Below are 20,691 nucleotides of genomic sequence, written 5' to 3' on the forward strand. Positions count from 1 at the left end.
TTTGTAAGATAACATGAAAATTTCCAAAGATGATATAAGGCTGCTTCTAAGCCTTGTAAAAAACGACTTAAAATCAAGATATTCAGGCTCGGCCCTTGGACTTGTATGGGCGTTTGTTCAGCCGCTTATCACTGTATTGGTATTCTGGTTTGTATTTACGGGATTTAAAAATCCACCGGTTGATGACGTTCAGTTTATTATATGGTTTGTAGCAGCATATATACCGTGGACTTTCTTTAATGATGGACTTTTGTCTACCACTAACGTTTTTTATGAATATTCATATTTGGTCAAGAAGATGAAATTTAAGATCTGGCTGCTTCCACTGATCAAGTTGCTTTCATCATTTTGCATCCATGTATTCCTGCTTTTATTTGTGTTCCTTATGTATTTGATATATGGATACACTCCAAATATTGCGTGGATAAGTGTTTTCTACTATTCGTTCTGTGTATTTGCACTGCTTATTGGACTTGCATATTGTGTAGGGGCTGTATCAGTATTTTTCAAGGATGCGGCGCAGCTTGTTAATATTATTTTGCAGCTTGGCTTTTGGATGACGCCTGTATTTTGGAGTCCTGCGACAATGAACGGAAAAATACTGAAGATACTCAGCTTCAATCCGCTTTACTATGTCATGGAAGGAAACAGAGCGGCACTTATATATAGTGTGGGCTTTTGGAACAGACCCATATTGGAAACGGTATATTTTTGGGGGTTTGCACTGGCTATGTTTATAATAGGTACCAAAGTATATAAGAATCTTCGAGTACATTTTTCGGATTTACTATAAATTATATGGAGCATTATAGATGGAAGATATTGTTGTAAGAGCTGAAAATATTACAAAAGAATATAAGCTGTATAACTCTGAAATGGATAGACTCAAGGAGGCTTTTCATCCTTTTAAAAAGTGCTATCACAAGAAGTTCTATGCATTAAAAAATGTTTCCTTTGAGATCAAGAAGGGTGAGAAGATAGGAATCATAGGATCCAACGGAGCAGGTAAATCAACGCTTCTTAAGATCCTTACGGATGTCCTTAATCAGACATCCGGAACACTTGAGACAAAGGGAAATGTGGCTGCGCTGTTGGAGCTTGGTGCCGGCTTTAATCCTGACTATACCGGAATGGAGAATATTAAGCTAAACGCCACTTTGATGGGAATTCCTCAGAATCAGCTCGAGGAGATCACTGAGAAGATAATTGACTTTGCGGATATAGGTGACTTTATCAATCAGCCCGTAAAGAGCTATTCAAGCGGTATGTTTGTGCGCCTTGCTTTCGCAACACAGATTTTTTCCGATCCGGATATCTTGATCGTTGATGAAGCACTTTCTGTAGGAGATATAAGATTCCAGCAGAAGTGCTACAGGGCAATGGATCAGCTCATGAAGAATAAGACGGTTATTCTTGTTACGCATGATACAGCGGCCGTGACCAGATTCTGTAAAAGAGTAATCTGGCTTAATCACGGTGAGAAGATGTTTGACGGTAATACGATCGAGGGACTTCATAAATATCAGGAATACATATTACACCAGATCAGTGATGATAAAAGTACTTTCGGTACACACGATTATGATGATATGCTGGATGGTGATGTGGAAGTAGAAAGAGACGAGCGAAAAGAAAGCATTGAAGTTCCGGATGTTGTTCCGGGTGTATACAACAAGGGCAACGGTGACGCTGATATATATCAGTGCGGCTTATTTAATGATAAGTATGAGATCATTGATGTATTGGAACCCGGAATGAAGGTTCATTGTATTATAAGGATTGATTTCAAAAAGACGGCTGCACGTCCTATTTTCGGATTGTCCATAAGGGACCGTTTGGGCAACGAAGTTATAGGAATAAACACAGAAACACTTGGCGTGAAGTTGGAAAGTGCAAGCGGTAAGGTGGAGTATGATATGAGCTTTACTGTACCGCCGCTCAATAAGGGGGAATTTTCTGTAGCGATGGCGGTGGCAAACGGATATCAAGACGATCATGTTCAGTTATGCTGGCTGGATGATGCATTGGTATTCTCGGTTCCGAGACGAGAATTTGATATTCCGGGGCTTATATATATAAACAGGGGGAATGTTAAAGAGTATGTTGTTAAGGAGAATTAGTTTTGAGCTCAGAAAACAGTAAGTTGAAGTTCTTTGCGAAGGTTATTGCCAGATGCATAAGACACCCTAAGTTTATTTTTATCGCGCTCCATCCAAGGAGAATATTTAATTTTTTTAAAGCACTCAAAAATGAAGGCATGGCGGGCGTAAGGCTTCGTTATAAGTATGTCGTAAATGACAGTATCGGACGCCCCATGACTATTTTTAACAATGAATTGGATCTTTTCCCAGTTCTGAAAGACGGCGTGGAGAGACCGATTGAAGAATACAAACAGCTAAGCTTTACGGAATACGACAATCCGGAAGTTTCGATAGTAATACCGGTTTACAATCAGCTTGATTATACCTATAACTGCTTAAGATCTATTCAGAAACACAGCGGTGATGTGACCTATCAGATCATAATCGCAGACGATCGTTCTACAGATGCAACACAGCGTATCAAAGAAATAGTATCGGGAATTACAGTTGTAAGAAATGAAGAGAATTTAAGATTCCTGCTTAACTGCAAAAATGCGGCTAAGTATGCCAATGGCGAGTATATTTTGTTCCTTAATAATGATACACAGGTTCAGAAGAACTGGCTTAGACCCCTTATTGACCTCATGAGTGATCCCAAAGTCGGCATGACGGGTTCTAAACTGTTATATCCGGACGGAATGCTTCAGGAAGCGGGCGGTATCCTTTGGAAAGACGGCTCCGCATGGAACTACGGTAATAAAAAAGATCCGTTGGATCCGGAATATAACTATGTCAAAGAAGCGGATTATATTTCAGGCGCAGCGATCATGATCAGAAAGAGCCTCTGGGAAGAGATAGGCGGATTCGATGAGAGATTTGTACCTGCATATTGTGAGGATTCGGATCTTGCGTTTGAAGTAAGAAAACACGGATATAAGGTGCTTTATCAGCCTTTGTCTGTTGTTGTACATTTCGAGGGCGTTTCAAACGGAACCGATGTTAATTCCGGTCAGAAATCATATCAGGTAACCAACAGCAAGAAATTCTATGAGAAGTGGAAAGACGTTCTGGAAAAAGAGAATTTCAACAATGCGGAGAACGTCTTTATAGCCAAGGATCGCAGCAGGTTTAAAAAGCATATCCTTGTGGTCGATCAGTATGTTCCGTGGCATGATAGGGATGCAGGCTGCAAGACTTCTTATATGTACCTTAAGATGTTCGTTAAAATGGGCTTGCACGTGACATTTATCGGAGATAATTATTACAAGCATGAGCCTTATACAACTGAGCTTAATCAGCTTGGAATAGAGGTGCTCTATGGCAGTTATTATTGCAAGAACTGGAAGAATTTCCTGAAAGAGAACCTTAAGTTTTTTGATTATGTATATCTTCAGAGACCTCATATTGCATCAAGATACATGGATGTTGTTAAAAAGTATGGCAGTAACGCCAAGGTAATATATTATGCCCACGATCTTCATCATGTGAGAGAAAAAAGAGAATACGAGATAACCGGTGATCCGAGCAAATTAAAAGCTTCCGAGAAATGGAAGGCAATAGAGTATGATCTTTTCTCTAAAGCTGATGTGGGACAGGTTGTAGGAAACTATGAGCAGGCTATAATGCAAGAGGCTTTTCCGGACAAGCCTATCAGGAGTATACCGATCTTTGCTTATGAAGATATTCCGGATAATGTCAGAAAAGACTTTTCACAGAGACAGGACCTTATGTATGTAGGAGGCTTTGGACATCCGCCTAATGTTGACAGCGTTCTTTGGTTCGCCAAAGAGATTTTGCCGCTTATCGTTGAGAAATATCCCGATATAAAATGGCATGTTGTCGGAAGTAAAGCACCTGAGGAAGTGGAAGCTCTTGCGAGTGAGAATATAATAATACACGGTTTCCTTTCTGACGAAGAGCTTGCAGCTCTTTATAACTCATGCAGAATAGATATTGCGCCTCTTCGTTTTGGCGCAGGTGTGAAGGGAAAGGTTGTTGAGGCTGCATATTATCAGACACCTCTTGTTACAACTTCTATCGGAGCCGAGGGGCTGGATGATACCATGGGCAACATGATCGTTGTTGACGATGCCAAGGAAATGGCAGAGCGTATTTGCAGCTTATATGAGGATTATGATGCGCTCAGAAAAATGTCAGATGCAGGTAAAGAGTTTGTAGAAAAGTATTTCACACCCAAGAGTGCTGAAGATATTTTAAGATTGGATATAGAGGTATAAAGAAGGGAATTAAGCATGGTTATATCAAAAACACCGTTTAGAATGTCGTTTTTTGGTGGCGGCACGGATATGGAGGAGTTTTTCAAGGAGCACGGAGGAGCAATAATATCGACAACCTTTGATAAGTATTGCTATGTAAATGTCAGACATTTACCGCCCTTTTTTGATTACTCCACAGAGCTTGCATATTCCAAGATGGAGAGGGTTAGTGAGATCGGTAAGATTGAACATCCCGCCATTAGAAATGCTATGGATATGCTTGACATGCAAGAAATCAGACTTACATATGAGGCTGACCTTCCTGCGAGATCGGGTCTTGGAACAAGCAGCTCATTTGCCGTTGGAATGCTTAATGCTTTTTATGCACTTAAGGGTAAGTATGTAGATAAGAAGAAGCTTGCGGATGATGCCATCTATCTTGAGAGAGTACTCTGCAAGGAAGCCGGTGGCTGGCAGGATCAGATTGCAGCAGCATATGGTGGACTTAACAGGATAAGCTTTAATGCTAACGGATATGAAGTGGATCCGATTATCATTTCTCCCGAAAGAAAAAAAGAGCTTAACGGAAATCTCTTGATGTTCTTTACCGGATTTACAAGATTTTCTTCTGAAGTTCAGAAGGCCAATTCCGGCGGAAACAAGGAAGAGAAAGAGCGCCAGTTACTTGAGATGCTTGGTCTTGTTGACGAAGCGGAAAAGGCTCTTACGGATAAGAATGTAAGCCTAAATGAGTTCGGAAGACTCTTGGATTATACTTGGAAGCTTAAGAGAAATACAGGATCTGCTGTTACAACAGATCATATCGACGAGATCTATAAAAAGGGAATCGATGCCGGTGCTTTGGGAGGCAAACTTCTCGGAGCCGGCGGCGGTGGATTCTTTGTTTTCTATGTTGAGAAAGACAAGCAGGATAAGGTTAAGGAAGCTCTCAGTAATCTTATGTATATTCCGTTTGAGTTTGAAGACGGCGGAACAAGGATCATTCACTATACACCGGAAGCATTTGTTCCGAATAGCGGGAGAGTTCTTGCATGAAAACTATAATTATGGCAGGAGGCAAGGGAACTAGAATAGCTTCGATAGCAGGAGATATTCCCAAGCCGCTCATAAAAATAGCCGATAAGCCGATACTTCTGTATGAGATAGAATGCCTGAAAGAGCAGGGATTTACGGATATTATTCTTACCGTTTCTCATATGGCTGATAAAATAATGGATTACTTTGGCGACGGCAGTAAATTCGGTGTAAACATCAAGTATTTTGTCGAAGACAAGCCGCTTGGCAATGCAGGAGCATTGTTTAAGCTCTATAAGGAGGGAGTGTTTTCTGCCAATGAAGACTTTTTACTCCTTAACGCTGATTCGATGTTTGATGTTGATTTCCGGAGATTCCTGGATTTTCACAGATCCAAGAATGCTTTGGTATCTCTTTTTACTCATCCCAATTCACATCCGTATGACAGTGGCCTTATAATCTCTGAGGGCGGTATTGTTAAGAATTGGCTTACCAAAGAGGAGGCGAGACCCAAGTGGTACAAGAATAGGGTAAACGCCGGATTACATATTGTTAATTCGCAGATTTTTGGAATGACAGATATTGATATTGACAGTATTGGAACAGAAGTAGACGGCAAGCCTTATAAAGTTGATCTGGACAGGCAAGTCATAAAACCTCTTGTTAAGACCGGTAAAGTGGCTGCCTATGATAGCCCTGAGTATGTAAAAGATATGGGAACACCTGAGAGATTTGAACAGGTTACAGGTGATCTTATATCAGGCAAGGTTTCAGCCAGAAATCTGATGCATAAGCAAAAGGCTGTATTCTTGGACAGAGACGGTACTATCAACAAGTATGTCGGATTCTTGAGAAATATCGATGAATTTGAGCTTCTTCCCGGTGTGGTAGACGCTATTCAAAAGATCAATGATTCGGGATACCTTGCGATAGTTGTTACCAATCAGCCGGTGATTGCAAGAGGCGAAGTTACATACGCAGAGCTGGATGAGATTCATAACAAGATGGAGACGCTCCTTGGTGAGAAAGGAGTGTATATTGACGCGCTTTATTATTGCCCGCATCATCCCGACAAGGGGTTTGAGGGAGAAATTCCGGAATTAAAGTTCGAATGCGAATGCAGAAAGCCCAAGCCGGGTATGCTTTTACAGGCTGCTAAAGATTTTAATATTGATCTTGAAGGCTCTTGGATGATCGGTGATGGTAACAATGATGTTCTTGCCGGAAAGAACGCCGGCTGCAAAACAGCGATAATATCAGATAAGAACGATTGCGACGCTGAGGAATGCGTTAATGATCTTCTTGAATTTGTAGATAAGTATTTAATTAGTGGAGATAAGTAATGGAACAAAGAGTAGAAAAACATTTGGATTCTTTGATTGCAAGGTATCCTAAGCTTGAAGTGTGTCGTGAGGATATAGCAAAAGCATATGAGATCATGGAGGGCACCTATAATCATGACGGCAAGCTTATGATAGCGGGAAATGGAGGCTCTGCTGCGGATTCGGAACATATTGCAGGAGAACTGATGAAAAGATTTAAGATTGCTCGTCCTATAGATAAGGAATTAGCTGATAGAATACTTGAAATTGATCCTGTTCGCGGAGAGGGTCTTGCCAAGAATCTTGAAAAATCTCTGATGGCTATCCCGCTTGTTGCTCATGAGGCATTATCCACAGCCTATATTAATGACGTTGATGGCTATGGCGTGTTTGCTCAGCAGCTCATGGGGTTCGGAAGAAAGGGCGATACTTTCCTTGCTATTTCGACATCCGGTAACAGTGAGAATATTATGAACGCTGTTGTAGTTGCCAAGGCTATGGATATAAATATTATCGGCCTTACAGGAGACAATGGAGGCATGCTTAAGGAACTTGCCGATGTAACAATAAGAGTTCCCGAATCTGAGACATATCTTATTCAGGAGCTTCACTTACCTGTTTATCACTGTCTGTGTATGATGCTGGAAGAAAGATATTTTGGATAATAGTCACAAAAAAGCTGCAAGGTGAATTTTCCACCGTTGCAGCTTTTTTGTGACTATTATCAATTTGAGTATGTCCAGTTGTCCGTATCAAAAATATTCTGATTCTTTAGTGTGTATTGTTTAGCATCACTGAAGGTGTTGCCGTTGTTCTTTTCTATGGATGCTTCGCAGTAAACACCATATAGGACATCATCGTTCTTTCTGTCCTCATTTATAGGGACTCCGGTGAATGGATTGACCGGATTATCTATGAGCCCCTTAAAGGCTTCTGTAGGAACGTCAGCACAGGTCATAAACTCATCGGATATAGTAAATTCTGTGCTACCGAAATCTTTAATCATAAAGAGCGGATTGGCACTCATGGGATCGAGTTCATCCGATGAAATACCATCACCTGTTAAAAGGTCAAGTCCGATACATCTTCCGTGATCTGCGGTTATTATTATTCTGGTGTTGTCCCACACTCCGTTTTCTTTTAAGTAATCAAACCATTTTCCGAGCTGTATAAGACCTGCCATGTTGGACTGATAGTGCTCAAACTGTTCTACGGTCGTGAGCTGTAGGTCCTTCATACCGGGAGCTGTTCTTACGGCGTGCTCTTTTTCATATTCGGTATTATCAACTTCGTTCTTTGGCTCAAATTCCGGCTCCTGAAGCATGGTAACATCATGTGTGGCGCCGTTTACCAATGACAAGTAAGTATTCTCATTGGTATCAGTGACCTGAGTCATAAAAGGTAAGTTCTCAAGAGCGCTGTATTCCGTAAGGAAATCATCGTTTACTCCGGTGCTGGTGTAGTTGCCGGAGGGAGTATAACCAAATACCCACTGATCATCATTATAGCGGGAGCGATAGTCTGCGTAGTTGTAGATTCCTTCATTGTAGACTTCCTTATGAAGGAACACGGGACAGACCCTAAAAAGGGAATAACAGAAAAGGTTTCTGTTAAGAGAATGTTCCTTCTGCACAATCCTGTCTGCCTCGTTGTCATCGTAGGCTCCGCTTGTGAGATAAGCATTGATATCCTTGTATTCATCAAAAATACTAAGATCGGGAGTCCACTGATAGTTGGCATAAGGTGGATCGCAAACAGTAACCTTAAATCCTTCATTCATAAAGAGAACAGGCATCACCTTGAGAGCTTCGTTGTGCTTGTCTTTGAGAGATTCATTGGACCTTGCATCCATTTCACTGGGCATGTATTCATAACCACCAAAGATCGGAGGAGCACCCGCATTGGTTGTGAGTCCGAATGAGAAAGCGTTGGGATAGAAGGTAAATCCGGCGAACTGCTGCTTGAGCTCAGGCTTTTCCTCCATCAAATAAGGAACCAATGCACCAATTGCCCTGTCCATCATAATAACCACAACATTCTGACCGGTAGTACTTAAAGTGAATTGAGGAGCTTCCTGTTTACTTTGCTCTGCAATAACTTTAAGTTCTGATACTTCGCTATTTATCTTCACCACATTAACGACTGACATAACCGTGATGGCAATGCAGCCGATTATTCCTACGGCCTTAAGTAGCTCGCCCTTACCCTTTTTCCATACCAGGTATACGATACCTGCTACTAAGCCAAGTATCAGCAGATTAAATATATATTCCTTGGCTGAGATCTCAATGGGAAGGTCATATCTGAGTGTTGAAGATATATTGCCGTATCCCTTTCCGAAAAACATATATTCAATAACCGCACAGAATACTGCGATCACGGAGCCCAGGCTGAAAGCTTTCTTGCCTTTATCGGATGATAGCTTATAGAAAACAATGCACCATACCATAAAGGTTCCTATTGCCATAAGAGCTGTTCGAAGCACGTACCGAAGAGGAGAGTGCAGGTCGGACATTTCAACAAATTCTGCCGTAGATGTGCTGATGATGGCAGAAGGGATTAGTACACCGATAAGCACTGTCATAAGGAGACAGCAAGCATAGAAGATCACTTTTGCTGTGTCGGCATTTATGAGTTCTTTTTGCTTAGATTTATTATCCTTACCTCTCTTTATGTACTTATTAAGGAGAGGAAGCTGCAATATTAAGGCTACGATCAGAGAAAGTGCTTTCCTTCTAAGGCCGGTAAAGAATACAAATCCGGCTATCAGTACTGCTATTCCCGCAATAGAGCATATGATCTTTATTACCTTCTTGGGATTAGGTATCTTGTAGAAAATGTTCTTAACCAGTGAGAACAGGTTGTTCAATGTCCAGTAGAATACTAATCCTGCCGGTGATTCATACAGTAGTACAAGGAAAATAAGAGCCATTCCGTAGAGCTGTATCTTGCTCTTAAGAGGCATCCCCTTGGTGTATATGATACCGGAGACAATGTTTATGGCAGTCATAAGTATGGGCAGCAGATGTAAACTGATACCGCCCAGCTTTATCAGATTGTCAGGAACTCCAAGATCTGCAATAGGTCCAAATGATGCTCCGTTTAAAAGATTTAAATTGGAAAGATAGTGATATGCTGCTATAAAGAACGGAATCTCAAGTAGAAGTGACAATGAGCCCTTAAGTGCATAGTAGGGCTTATAGTCATTCTGTCTGTAGAAGGTCTGCAGCATCATGAAGCGCTCATCACCCTTGAAGACCTTCCTGATATGATCAACGCCGGGCTTGAGCCTCAGCGACTGATCTCTTTCTTCTTCCTGCATGGCGTCAGCCCTGCGATAGAGGGGGAGTACCAGCAAGTTGATAGTAAGGCTAAGGAAGATAAGGGATAGTCCCGGATTTCCGGTAATTCCATTCGCGATCGCATAAACTACATCAAAAAGCAGCTCAAGCGGCCCTAATACAATTGTATGTAGAATCTGTAGTATTGTCATAGCTTGTTCTAATAGAAATCAAAGGCAATCATTCTGTCAAAGCGGTGCGCTTCTCAATGAGATAATCAACTGTGCTGTTTACTGAATTGCCTATATTGGCCCAGCACTCAGACCTTGCCTGATTTCTTCCTTCTTTGAAACGATTGTCTGTAAGACAGTGATCTATTGTTTCTTTTATATTCTCTATATTACTGTCGGTAAGCTCTACACCGATCCTGTCGAGAACTTCAAAAGTCCATTCCTTTTTCTTGAGCCACCATGAATCATATATTCCGTTGTCAAACTTGGCCTCGGTATATATAACAGGTTTGTCGAATACAAGTGAGTAATCAAAGATTACACCGGAGAAATCAGATATCAGGATATCGGATTGGTTCAGTGAATCGAAGTTATCGGAGTTTCTGTCCCATACGAGCTTGTCTGAGTCAGGATATGCTTTTAAAAGCGGATCCAATACTTCTTTCTCTGAAACGAAAGACTGGGGATGGGGTCTGATAATGATCTTATAGCCTGTAGCTACAAGCGCATCGATCATAGTCTTGCCGTATTTGCTCAATATAGAGTTGGCACCCCATGAAGGAGCAAGAAGCACTGTGGTTTCATGCTCCGACGCAGGACCTGCGTCCAAGAGCTTCTGTCTGAGGTAATCCATGTGAGGAAGACCAACAAGCTTAACTTCCTTTTCGGGAAGATTACGCAGGGATTCAAGCTCACGGATCTGCTCTGTCTGAAAATCACCGCTAAGGAGCAGAGCATCATAGTAATCCACGCCGAACATACGATACATTGATATATCACCTGCAGCATGAAGAATGTGGGCATACCACTTGACGTCTCTTGATCTCTTCCACTGGTAGACATCAAGTCCCGGTGTTGTTGACAGTACAACATCTGCCTTCAACATGTTCATCTTGGCAAAGGCCTTGTTGCCTTCTCCAATAAACTCTGTTTTTACAGTCTTATATTCCTCATTAAGAAGGGGATCATCCTTCTCTGCGGTGAGGTATATCAGTGATTGTCCGCGCTTATCCATTTCATCGCATATAGGTTTAAAGATGGTCTGATATCTCTTGCTGTCTGTAAATATAGCAAAAGGTACGTGGTCTTCATCCTGGCTTTTCACATTTCCTCCGGAAAAAGAGAACTTTATCTTCATAAAAGTATCTCTAAGGAAATAATATCCTGCGCCCAGGAGACCGATCAATATGGTAAAAAGCATACTTCCGGTTCCCGGATCAATGTACATTAACAGCATCATGTTCATATATATTTATCCTCTCATTCTTCGAATGACCAATTATCTGCATCAAAGATATTGTGATTCTTTATTGAATAGCGTATCGGATCGCTAAAGGTGTTACCATTGTTCTTTTCTATAGACCATTCTGTGGACATACCGTAAAGTACATCATCTTTTTTCGCGTCCTCGTTTATTGGAACTCCGGTAAATGGATTTACAGGATTATCAATGAGGTCTTTAAATGCTTCCGTAGGAACATCTGCATTGGTCATGAATGTGTCATCTACAGTAAAGTCTTTGCTTCCAAAATCCTTTATCATCAAGAGCGGATTGGCATTCATGGGATCTATATTACCTGTTGTACCTTCGCATATTAAATAACCAAGTCCGACGGCTCTTCCGTGATCGGCGACAATGATTATTCGGGTATTGTCCCACACACCGTTCTCTCGCAGATAATCAAACCACTTTCCAAGCTGTATCATGCCTGCCATATTGCACTGATAATGTTCAATTGAGTCTATATATGTAAACTCTAGATCTATTTTTCCGGGAGCAGTTCTTACGGCATGAGCCTCTTCATAGGCTGTATTGTCAATATGATTCCGGGGTTCGAATTCCGGCTCCTGAAGCATTGTGATGTCATGCGGCACAGTGTTCATAAGAGACAAATAAGTGTTTTCATCGGAATCGGTAAAATTAGTCATGGTTGATAAGTTCTTCAAAGTATTGAATGAAGAGACAAAATCAGGATTTACACCGGTACATGTATATAAATCATTGGATGTATGTCCCATTATCCATTCATCATCATCTTCAGAAGTGTATGAATGGTCTGCATAGTTGTAAACGCCGTCGTTATAGACCTCTTTATGGAGGAATACCGGGCATATCCTGAAAAGAGAATAACAGAACAGATTTCTGTTGATGGTCTTATCTTTCTGCGCGATATGAGCTGTTTGATCCTCGTTAAAAGCTCCGTGGGTAATATATGCATTGATTTCCGGATACTCGTCAAAAATGCTTAGATCCGGAGTCCACTGATAGTTGGCATAGGGAGGATCGCATACAGTAACTTTGTAGCCCTCATTCATAAAGAGAACAGGCATAACTTTAAGAGCTTCATTATTTTTGTCTTTAAGTGATTCGTCGGCCCTTTCGTTCATTTCATAGGGCGTATATTCATAGCCTCCAAAAAGCGGAGGAGCACCTGCATTGGTGTTCAGACCAAAAGAAAAAGTGTTGGGATAGTATGTAAATCCTGCAAACTGTTTCTTGAGCTCCGGTTTTTCCTCCATTAAATAAGGAACCAATGCACCAAGAGCTCTGTCCATCATCAGAACGACAACATTTTGACCGGTTTTACTTAAGGTGAACTGAGGAGCGTCCTGCTTTCGCTGTTCGGCGATGACTTTTAGATCTGCAACGTCACCTCTGATCTTGAATACATTAATAAGTGACATTACTGAGATTGCAATGCAGCCTATTATACATATAGCTTTAACAAGCTCTTCTTTTCCCTTTTTCCATATAAGATATACAGCACTTGCTACTAAGCAGAGGATCAATAAGTTTACAAGATAATCCTTGGAGGATATTTCGAGAGGATCATCATACTTGAGTAAGGATGAAATATTGCCGTATCCCTTACCGAAAAACATGTATTCCACGATTGAGCAGAAGGTTAAGATCGCAGAACCGAGGCTAAATGCTTTCTTGGCTTTGTCGGATGACAGTTTATAGAAAACCACAAACCATACCATAAAGGTTCCGATTGCCATAAGAGCTGTGTGAAGTACGTACCTAAGGGGTGACTGGAGATTGGACATCTCAACGAATTCCGCAGTGGATGTGCTGATGATCGCGGAAGGAATGAGCACGCCCACAAGTACAGTCATAAGCAGGCAACATACGTAGAAAATAACTCCTGTATTACCGAGATTAACAGTTTTAGTACTTTCTGCTTCTTCGGTTCCTTTTTTGAAGTACTTTTTAAGGAGAGGGAGCTGTAATACTAATGCTACGATAAGAGAAAGCGCTTTTCTTCTGAAGCCTGTGTAGTACATGAATCCGGCAATGAGAACAGCTATTCCCGTAATAGAGCATATGATCTTTATTACCTTCTTGGGATTAGGTATCTTGTAGAAGATGTTCTTAACCAGTGAGAACAGGTTGTTCAATGTCCAGTAGAATACTAATCCTGCCGGTGATTCATATAATAGTACAAGGAAAATGAGAGCCATTCCGTAGAGCTGTATCTTGCTCTTAAGAGGCATCCCCTTGGTGTATATGATACCGGAGACAATATTTATGGCAGTCATAAGTATGGGCAGTAGATGTAAACTGATACCGCCCAGCTTTATCAGATTGTCAGGAGCTCCAAGATTTGCAATAGGTCCGAAGGAAGCTCCGTTTAAAAGATTTAAGTTAGAAAGATAGTGGTATGCTGCAATAAAGAACGGAATCTCAAGTAGAAGTGACAATGAGCCCTTAAGTGCATAGTAGGGCTTGTAGTCATTCTGCCTGTAGAAGGTCTGCAGCATCATGAAGCGCTCATCGCCTTTGAAGACCTTCCTAATATGATCAACGCCGGGCTTGAGCCTCAGTGACTGATCTCTTTCTTCTTCCTGCATGGCGTCAGCCCTGCGATAGAGGGGGAGTACCAGCAAGTTGATAGTAAGGCTCAAAAAAATAAGGGATAAGCCCGGGTTATTGGTGATCCCATTTGCGATGGCATATACAACATCAAAAAGGAGCTCTAACGGCCCCAATACAATTGTATGCAGAATCTGTAATATTGTCATAGCTTGTCTCCATTTTTTTTCTAAATATAGAACAATAGTAATATACCACAATTAAAACAACTAGAAAAAGGAATTTATTCAATGTATAATATTGTAGGTGTTTTCACTTAATTACTAAATGTGAGGAAATTGATATGAGTAAGACAGCATATACTTGTTTTAGCACGGATGTTATTCATGCCGGACATTTGAATATTATTAAGGAAGCGCAGAAATACGGTAAAGTTATCGTAGGATGCCTTAGTGACAAGGCGTCTATTCGCTATAACCGTTTTCCTACTGTTCCTGAGAAGGATAGGATCGAACTTTATAAGAGTATAGAAGGCGTGGATTCTGTAATACTTCAGAATGACATGCTCTATGATGATGTTATTGAGCAGCTTCATCCCGATTATATAATCCACGGTGATAACTGGACCCAGGGCGTTGAAGCGGCTATCCGCAGTCATGTTGATAAGCTTGTATCTGCCTATGGCGGACAGATTGTAGATGTGCCCTATACATACAATGAAGAGGTTAGTAAGATCGATCTTCAGCTCAAGGAGCGTCTATCAATGCCTGAGTATCGCAGAAAGCGTCTTCGTCAGCTCATAGAGATGACTCCTGTTGTCAAGGTTATGGAGGCTCACTCAGGTCTTACGGGCCTTATCGTGGAGAAGACAGTCATTGAGGGAGACAACGGCAAGCTTGACCAGTTTGACGCTATGTGGATCTCCAGTCTGTGCGATTCTACTGCCAAGGGTAAGCCTGATATTGAGCTTGTAGATATGACTTCACGTTTCCGTACCATAGAAGATATCACGGAGGTTACAACTAAGCCCATTATCTTTGACGGAGATACAGGCGGACTTACCGAGCACTTCGTATATACAGTCAGATCCCTTGAGCGTCTTGGAGTATCTGCAGTAATCATTGAAGATAAAAAGGGACTTAAGAAGAACAGCCTCTTCGGAACAGAGGTTGAGCAGACCCAGGCGACCATTGAAGAGATGAGCGCCAAGATAGCAGCCGGCAAGAAGGCACAGCTTACAGATGACTTCATGATCATTGCCAGAATAGAGAGCCTTATTCTCGAGAAGGGAATGGATGATGCTCTTGAGAGAGCATTTGCCTTTGTGGAGGCAGGTGCTGACGGTATTATGATCCACAGCCGCAAGAAGGACCCTGCTGAGATAGTGGAGTTCTGCGATAAATTCAGAAGCAAGGACAAGACTACTCCTATAGTTGTGGTTCCGAGTTCCTTTAACGTCATTACTGAGGATGAGCTTGCTGAGCACGGCGTTAATATCGTTATATATGCCAATCAGCTCACAAGATCGGCTTTCCCTGCTATGCAGCAGACGGCCAAGGATATCTTGAAATATCACAGAGCCAAGGAAGTCGATGACAGGCTTATGTCCATTAAGCAGATAATTACACTTATTGATGAGATTTAAAGAGGATAGATAACTGTTGGAAGAGAAATATTTAGTTTTATCGGATATTCATGGAAATGTAAGCGCCTTTGATTCGGTGCTGGAAGATTGCTCCGATGTTGATTTTAATGGAGTGATCCTACTTGGAGACCTTATCGATTACGGTATGAGATCCAATGATATTGTTCAGAAATTGATGGATCTTGCCAAGGGAGCATGGAAGGATAAGATCCTTGTGAATATCTGGGGCAATCATGAGAAGCTGGTTGTTGATAAGGACCTTGAGCGCCTTTCATCTGACAGAGGCCGTGTTATGGCAAGATATACCGCGCAGCAGCTGACAGAAGAGTCGGTGGACTATATCAATAACTGTATGAATAAAGCAGGTATTCAGGAGTTTGAATTAAAGGGCCTTAAGTGCCTTGCTGTTCACGGATCTCTTGAGGATAATTACTGGAAGGCAATAGGACCTGACAATCTTCGTGGGGAATATGTGGACTACGATATGGTCTTTGGAGGCCACTCCCACTATTCACACTGCTTTACACATTTTTATCCGGTAGAGGATCCGGAACTTAGGAATAAGAAAGCAGTGACTTTTGTTAATCCGGGATCCGTGGGACAACCAAGGAATCAGAATCCATGTGCTCAGTATGCTATTCTTAGCCTTCCTTCAAGGACGGTGGAGCTAAGAGCAGTGGAGTATGATATAGAGTATGAACAGTCTCTGTTTCCTGATGAGATTGATGTATTTTATAAGAAAAGACTCACAAGAGGCGTTTGAAAGGTGGAATAAACAATGAGTAAGTTATATGCGATCAGCGGCGTTACCGGTATGACGGGCAATGAGCTGGTAAGACAGATTTTGGTAGAAGGAAGTACCGATCATATCCTTGGATTTGATAATTTCTATGCTTCATCAATCGATACGGTTTCAGACCATATTGATGACGATAGATTTGAGTTCTTTGAGTATGATCTGAATAATAAAGAGCAGATGCAGGATTTCGAGAGCAGGGTGAAGGCGCTTTCATCAAGCTATGACGAGGTTATCTATATCAACTGCGCTGCTGTTGTTCATACTGAGCATTTTTATCATGTCTACGAGACATTTGAGACCAATGTTGAGGGAATGAATGCTTTCCTCCAGCAGGCAATTAGAGTTGGGGCTCAGAAGTATATTAACTGTTCAACATCTGAAGTTTATTCCATGAACTCTTGGAATGAGAACGGCGGAGTCAAGGAGAGCGATTATCTGACAATGGCTGTTGCAGAGCATAGCCAGAGAACTTCCTACGCTACAGGTAAGCTCCTTACCGAGTTCTTCATGAAGGATGCGGTGGATGAGGGCAAGATCAAGGGATGCAGCATTCGTTTTGCCAATGTTTATTCCAAGGATGAGCGTTATCCCAAGCATATCATTCCGTTTATCATCAACAGTTTTAAGAAGGACGGCAAAGTCACACTGCTGGAGAACAGCAGAAAGAACAGAAGAACTTTCCTTAACAATTATGACAGTTGCAGCGCTGTACTTGCACTCGCATCTACAGATTCAGCATTGGACGGAACTGTATACAATGTGGCTACCGATGAAGAGATCTCTATAATCGATCTTGCCAAGTTATGTGCAGCCAAGATGGGAATAGACAACCCTGTGATAGAGTTTGAGGGCTATCGTGAGTCAGATCCCGAGAGAAGACTCCTTAGCACAGAGAAGATCAAGACAAGAACTGATTGGAAGCCGGTTGTTGACCTTGATAAAGGTCTGGAGGAGTGCATATCCAATTATCTTAAGGTAAAAGGGTGAATTGGTCTATGAAGATAGCAATCATTACAAACGCAGGAATATCCAGTAGGTTCAACGAGGGGATCCCTGAAGAATCCAAAAGGCTGAAAGCTATATATTATGAAAATGACAGCAAGGAAACACTTCTTTTTCATCAGCTGTTAAAATGCTCCTATGCCGATAAGATCGTTCTTGTAGGCGGCTACAAATATGAATCCCTACAAGAGTATGTGCAGACGCTTGAGAGCGGCTTACAGAGCAAGATCACTATGGTGAAGAACGATCACTTTGAGGATCTTGGTTCCGGATATAGCCTTTATTTGGGACTGGAAGAGACCTTTAAGTATGAACCAGATGAAGTGCTTTTTATTGAAGGAGACCTTGATATAGACAATACTTCTTTTGAGAGAGTTGTGTCAGCCGATAAGAGTGTTCTTACTTACACGTATGAACCGATATATGCCAACAAGGCGGTGGTACTGTACAAGGATGATACGGACAGGTACCGTTACGCCTTCAACAGCAACCATGGAATGCTTACAATAGAATCTCCGTTTTCATGTATCCTTAATTCAGGACAGACCTGGAAATTTACGGAGACGGATAAGCTTAAGAAAGCCAATACCAAGTTCATTGACGAGGCAAAAGGCGACACCAACCTTAGGATCATACAGAATTATCTGGACATGGGAGTGGAAGCAGCAATTGTTCCGCTGGATAGGTGGACCAACTGCAATACGCGGGATGATTACAGAAAAATAGTTTCATATTGGGAGAATGAGAAATGAAGAGCTTACAGGAAAGACTCAGTGTAGTCGAGAAACATGTAAAAAACAATGACATTAAGGTCATGATCATAGGACTTGGAAGTGTAGGTGCTTACCTGCTTGATTATCTTATCAGCAAGAACGATCCGGCTATCAACGTGGTTGTAGTCGGACGTGATGCGGATAAGATGCAGACCAAGGTTAATATTACAAGAGTTGCCGGACTTATCCGTGGCGTCAATAAGAGCCACATCGAAGTTGAGGGCGGAGTTGATCTCAATGATATAGCTGCTATTCAAAAGGCCGTTGAGAAGCATCAGCCTGATTTTATCGTTAACTCAAGCCGTGCATATCCCGGACTTAAATACGGAAGTATCAGCTGGGCCAATGTCAGAGCATATGGTATTTGGAGTCCTCTGGCAATCCGTTTTACCAAGAATGTGATGGAAGCCTGTGATAAGGCTGATACAAATGCTATTGTCATTAACACATCTTATTCTGATGCTGTTATTCCATGGCTTAAGAGTGCAGGAAAGGCATATCCCGATTTTGGTTCAGGCAATCTCAATCACCTTGTTCCTCGAATGAAGTTCGCCGTTGCAAATATGCTTGGCGTTGAAGACTTCTGGAATGTAGATGTGATGTTTGCCGCAGGTCACTTCCACGATGTATGCATCAGTAAGGAAGGCCAGACAGAGGGAGTTGAGCTTCCCCTTAAGGTATACTACAAGGGAGAAGAGAAGAATCTTCCTGTAGCTGAGATCTATAAGGCTTGTCACATATCCATGCCTGTGGATCAGACCAGAAATATGATGAATGCTTCAAGTAATTATCAGATAATCACAGCTATCATCGATGCAATCAGAAGCGGAGAGGATCAGAAGGTATTCACACCCGGATTTGACGGTAATATCGGTGGATATCCTGTTCTTGTAGGCTATAAGAACGGAGCGCTTGATGCATGGATAGATGAGTCGGTATTTAGCTTTGAAGAGATGAATAAGGCTGATAGGGCTTCTATGGCTCTTGACGGTGTGGAAGACGTTACAGATGGTAAGCTCATATACACTGATGCGCTTATAGAAAAGGCTCAGAAGGCATTTGGCAAGACTCTTCCCAAGGAAGTTCCTTTTGCGGAAATTGAAAAGACTGCACAGTGGATCATCGATGAGATAATCTTGCCCCAAACCGAGAAAAAAGGATGATAGGACGATAAAATGAAAGTAGAGAAGTTAGTAGATATAATAGGCGCGGATTTTTACACGGGAGTACCTGATTCACAGCTTAAGGCCCTTTGTAATTATCTTATGGACAGATACGGAATAGATCCTCATCACCATGTGATCGCTGCCAATGAAGGCAATTGTACAGCTTTGGCAGCAGGATATCATCTGGCTACAGGGAAGGTTCCCGTAGTATACATGCAGAACAGTGGTGAGGGTAATATCATAAATCCCGTAGCAAGTCTTTTGAATGACAAGGTATATGCCATTCCTATGATCTTCATAGTGGGATGGAGAGGAGAACCGGGAATTCATGATGAGCCGCAGCATATCTATCAGGGAGAAGTAACAGTTAAGCTCCTCGAGGATATGGGCATAGAGACGTTTATTATCGGCAAAGAAACTACCGATGAGGAAGTTGCCGTTGCTATGCAGAACTTTAGGAAGACTCTTGATGCGGGTAAGGACGTAGCCTTCATCATTCGTAAAGGATCACTTACAGATGCGCCTTCCGTTAAGTACGAGAATAGCAACACAATGCAGCGCGAGGAGATAATTCAGCATATAGTAAAGGTATCCGGAGAAGATCCTATTGTGAGCACTACAGGAAAGGCATCACGTGAGCTCTTCGAGACCAGAGTGGCCAATGATCAGAGCCATAAATATGATTTCCTTACTGTTGGATCCATGGGACACAGTTCTTCAATCGCTCTGGGTGTGGCTATCAATAAGCCCGATCAGAAGATCTGGTGTATTGACGGAGACGGAGCGGTTCTTATGCACATGGGAGCTATGGCTGTCATCGGTGCCAATAAGCCCGCCAATTTGGTCCATGTGGTCATCAATAACGGTGCACATGAGACTGTGGGCGGAATGCCTACAGTAGCTGCGACTATGGATGTTGTGGCAATTGCCAAGGCATGTGGCTATCCTAATACAGTATCTGTTGATTCATTTGAGGCACTGGATAAGGAACTTGAGAAAGCCAAGATTACCAATGAACTTAGCCTTATTGAAGTGAAGTGCTCGATTGGCGCAAGAGAGGATCTTGGAAGACCTACAACAACAGCTATTGAGAATAAGAATAACTTTATGGATTATTTGTCCGGCATCTAAAATAATAAAGATTTTGAGAAGATAATAATATAAAAAAGATAATAATTCTTTGATAGAACGCATATAAACAAATGGATGCAATGTTTAAAGATAACAAACATTGCATCCATTTGTTTATATCATATTCTTTTTGAATAATCTAAAGTCTCCAAGAGCATTCCATCCAAATTGCTTTTGTGGCTCCACCATTAAG

General features: G+C 41.8%; 15 protein-coding genes. 12 read left to right on the forward strand and 3 right to left on the reverse strand.

All coding sequences use genetic code 11. The features are described 5' to 3' along the window. Positions 1–13 precede the first annotated feature (13 nt). From D6853_RS13040 to D6853_RS13065, 6 genes are read left to right on the forward strand one after another with little or no spacing between them, the layout of a single operon-like run. Complete coding sequence (locus D6853_RS13040) at positions 14–793, forward strand: ABC transporter permease (protein WP_120658451.1); 780 nt, start codon at positions 14–16, stop codon at positions 791–793. Positions 794–812: 19 nt separating this feature from the next. Then, positions 813–2,120 (forward strand): ABC transporter ATP-binding protein, encoded by a 1,308-nt coding sequence (locus D6853_RS13045; RefSeq protein ID WP_120658452.1) that lies wholly within the window; start codon positions 813–815, stop codon positions 2,118–2,120. A gap of 2 nt (positions 2,121–2,122) precedes the next feature. Then, on the forward strand, positions 2,123–4,318 hold the full coding sequence (locus D6853_RS13050) for a glycosyltransferase (RefSeq protein WP_120658453.1): 2,196 nt from the start codon (positions 2,123–2,125) through the stop codon (positions 4,316–4,318). Between the two features lie 15 nt (positions 4,319–4,333). After that, complete coding sequence (locus D6853_RS13055) at positions 4,334–5,353, forward strand: GHMP family kinase ATP-binding protein (protein WP_120658454.1); 1,020 nt, start codon at positions 4,334–4,336, stop codon at positions 5,351–5,353. Continuing rightward, positions 5,350–6,675 (forward strand): D-glycero-beta-D-manno-heptose 1,7-bisphosphate 7-phosphatase, encoded by a 1,326-nt coding sequence (gene gmhB, locus D6853_RS13060; protein ID WP_120658455.1) that lies wholly within the window; start codon positions 5,350–5,352, stop codon positions 6,673–6,675. The genes D6853_RS13055 and gmhB overlap by 4 nt, the downstream gene beginning before the upstream one ends. After that, complete coding sequence (locus tag D6853_RS13065) at positions 6,675–7,319, forward strand: D-sedoheptulose-7-phosphate isomerase (RefSeq protein ID WP_120658456.1); 645 nt, start codon at positions 6,675–6,677, stop codon at positions 7,317–7,319. Before gmhB ends, D6853_RS13065 begins: the two co-directional genes overlap by 1 nt. A 59-nt stretch (positions 7,320–7,378) precedes the next feature. Here D6853_RS13065 and D6853_RS13070 read toward each other — a convergent pair whose 3' ends face one another. Genes D6853_RS13070 through yidC form a run of 3 tightly spaced genes read right to left on the reverse strand, consistent with a single transcriptional unit; the run spans position 7,379 to position 14,191 of the window. Next, positions 7,379–10,147, reverse strand: coding sequence for a membrane protein insertase YidC (locus D6853_RS13070; RefSeq protein ID WP_120658457.1), 2,769 nt, complete (start codon positions 10,145–10,147; stop codon positions 7,379–7,381). Between the two features lie 28 nt (positions 10,148–10,175). Continuing rightward, positions 10,176–11,411, reverse strand: a complete 1,236-nt coding sequence (locus D6853_RS13075; RefSeq protein WP_120658458.1) for a CDP-glycerol glycerophosphotransferase family protein — start codon at positions 11,409–11,411, stop codon at positions 10,176–10,178. Between the two features lie 14 nt (positions 11,412–11,425). Then, positions 11,426–14,191 carry a membrane protein insertase YidC gene (gene yidC / locus D6853_RS13080; RefSeq protein WP_120658459.1) on the reverse strand — a complete coding sequence of 922 codons (2,766 nt, stop codon included), beginning with the start codon at positions 14,189–14,191 and terminating at the stop codon, positions 11,426–11,428. A 134-nt stretch (positions 14,192–14,325) separates the two neighbouring features. Between yidC and aepX the strand changes: the two genes are divergently transcribed. The 6 genes from aepX to aepY are packed head-to-tail and all read left to right on the forward strand — an operon-like array spanning position 14,326 to position 20,498. Beyond that, positions 14,326–15,627 carry a phosphoenolpyruvate mutase gene (gene aepX, locus D6853_RS13085; RefSeq protein ID WP_120658460.1) on the forward strand — a complete coding sequence of 434 codons (1,302 nt, stop codon included), beginning with the start codon at positions 14,326–14,328 and terminating at the stop codon, positions 15,625–15,627. Positions 15,628–15,643: 16 nt separating this feature from the next. Next, on the forward strand, positions 15,644–16,390 hold the full coding sequence (locus D6853_RS13090) for a metallophosphoesterase family protein (protein WP_120658461.1): 747 nt from the start codon (positions 15,644–15,646) through the stop codon (positions 16,388–16,390). Positions 16,391–16,405: 15 nt separating this feature from the next. Beyond that, positions 16,406–17,413, forward strand: a complete 1,008-nt coding sequence (locus tag D6853_RS13095) for an NAD-dependent epimerase/dehydratase family protein (RefSeq protein WP_120658462.1) — start codon at positions 16,406–16,408, stop codon at positions 17,411–17,413. Between the two features lie 8 nt (positions 17,414–17,421). Then, positions 17,422–18,180, forward strand: coding sequence for a DUF6564 domain-containing protein (locus D6853_RS13100; RefSeq protein ID WP_120658463.1), 759 nt, complete (start codon positions 17,422–17,424; stop codon positions 18,178–18,180). After that, positions 18,177–19,364, forward strand: a complete 1,188-nt coding sequence (locus D6853_RS13105; protein ID WP_120658464.1) for a saccharopine dehydrogenase NADP-binding domain-containing protein — start codon at positions 18,177–18,179, stop codon at positions 19,362–19,364. The genes D6853_RS13100 and D6853_RS13105 overlap by 4 nt, the downstream gene beginning before the upstream one ends. A gap of 12 nt (positions 19,365–19,376) precedes the next feature. Further along, the gene (gene aepY, locus D6853_RS13110) at positions 19,377–20,498 is read left to right on the forward strand and encodes a phosphonopyruvate decarboxylase (RefSeq protein WP_120658465.1); all 1,122 of its coding nucleotides are present in this window, start codon (positions 19,377–19,379) and stop codon (positions 20,496–20,498) included. Positions 20,499–20,691 lie beyond the last annotated feature (193 nt).

Source organism: Butyrivibrio sp. X503 (assembly GCF_003625475.1).
In the GTDB taxonomy this organism is placed as follows: Bacteria; Bacillota; Clostridia; order Lachnospirales; family Lachnospiraceae; genus Butyrivibrio.

Coding starts and splice junctions, on each gene's coding strand:
- D6853_RS13040 (WP_120658451.1), top strand. CDS start 14: ATGAAAATTTCCAAAGATGATATAAGGCTGCTTCTAAGCCTTGTAAAA.
- D6853_RS13045 (WP_120658452.1), top strand. CDS start 813: ATGGAAGATATTGTTGTAAGAGCTGAAAATATTACAAAAGAATATAAG.
- D6853_RS13055 (WP_120658454.1), top strand. CDS start 4,334: ATGGTTATATCAAAAACACCGTTTAGAATGTCGTTTTTTGGTGGCGGC.
- gmhB (WP_120658455.1), top strand. CDS start 5,350: ATGAAAACTATAATTATGGCAGGAGGCAAGGGAACTAGAATAGCTTCG.
- D6853_RS13065 (WP_120658456.1), top strand. CDS start 6,675: ATGGAACAAAGAGTAGAAAAACATTTGGATTCTTTGATTGCAAGGTAT.
- D6853_RS13070 (WP_120658457.1), bottom strand. CDS start 10,147: ATGACAATACTACAGATTCTACATACAATTGTATTAGGGCCGCTTGAG.
- D6853_RS13075 (WP_120658458.1), bottom strand. CDS start 11,411: ATGAACATGATGCTGTTAATGTACATTGATCCGGGAACCGGAAGTATG.
- yidC (WP_120658459.1), bottom strand. CDS start 14,191: ATGACAATATTACAGATTCTGCATACAATTGTATTGGGGCCGTTAGAG.
- aepX (WP_120658460.1), top strand. CDS start 14,326: ATGAGTAAGACAGCATATACTTGTTTTAGCACGGATGTTATTCATGCC.
- D6853_RS13095 (WP_120658462.1), top strand. CDS start 16,406: ATGAGTAAGTTATATGCGATCAGCGGCGTTACCGGTATGACGGGCAAT.
- D6853_RS13100 (WP_120658463.1), top strand. CDS start 17,422: ATGAAGATAGCAATCATTACAAACGCAGGAATATCCAGTAGGTTCAAC.
- D6853_RS13105 (WP_120658464.1), top strand. CDS start 18,177: ATGAAGAGCTTACAGGAAAGACTCAGTGTAGTCGAGAAACATGTAAAA.
- aepY (WP_120658465.1), top strand. CDS start 19,377: ATGAAAGTAGAGAAGTTAGTAGATATAATAGGCGCGGATTTTTACACG.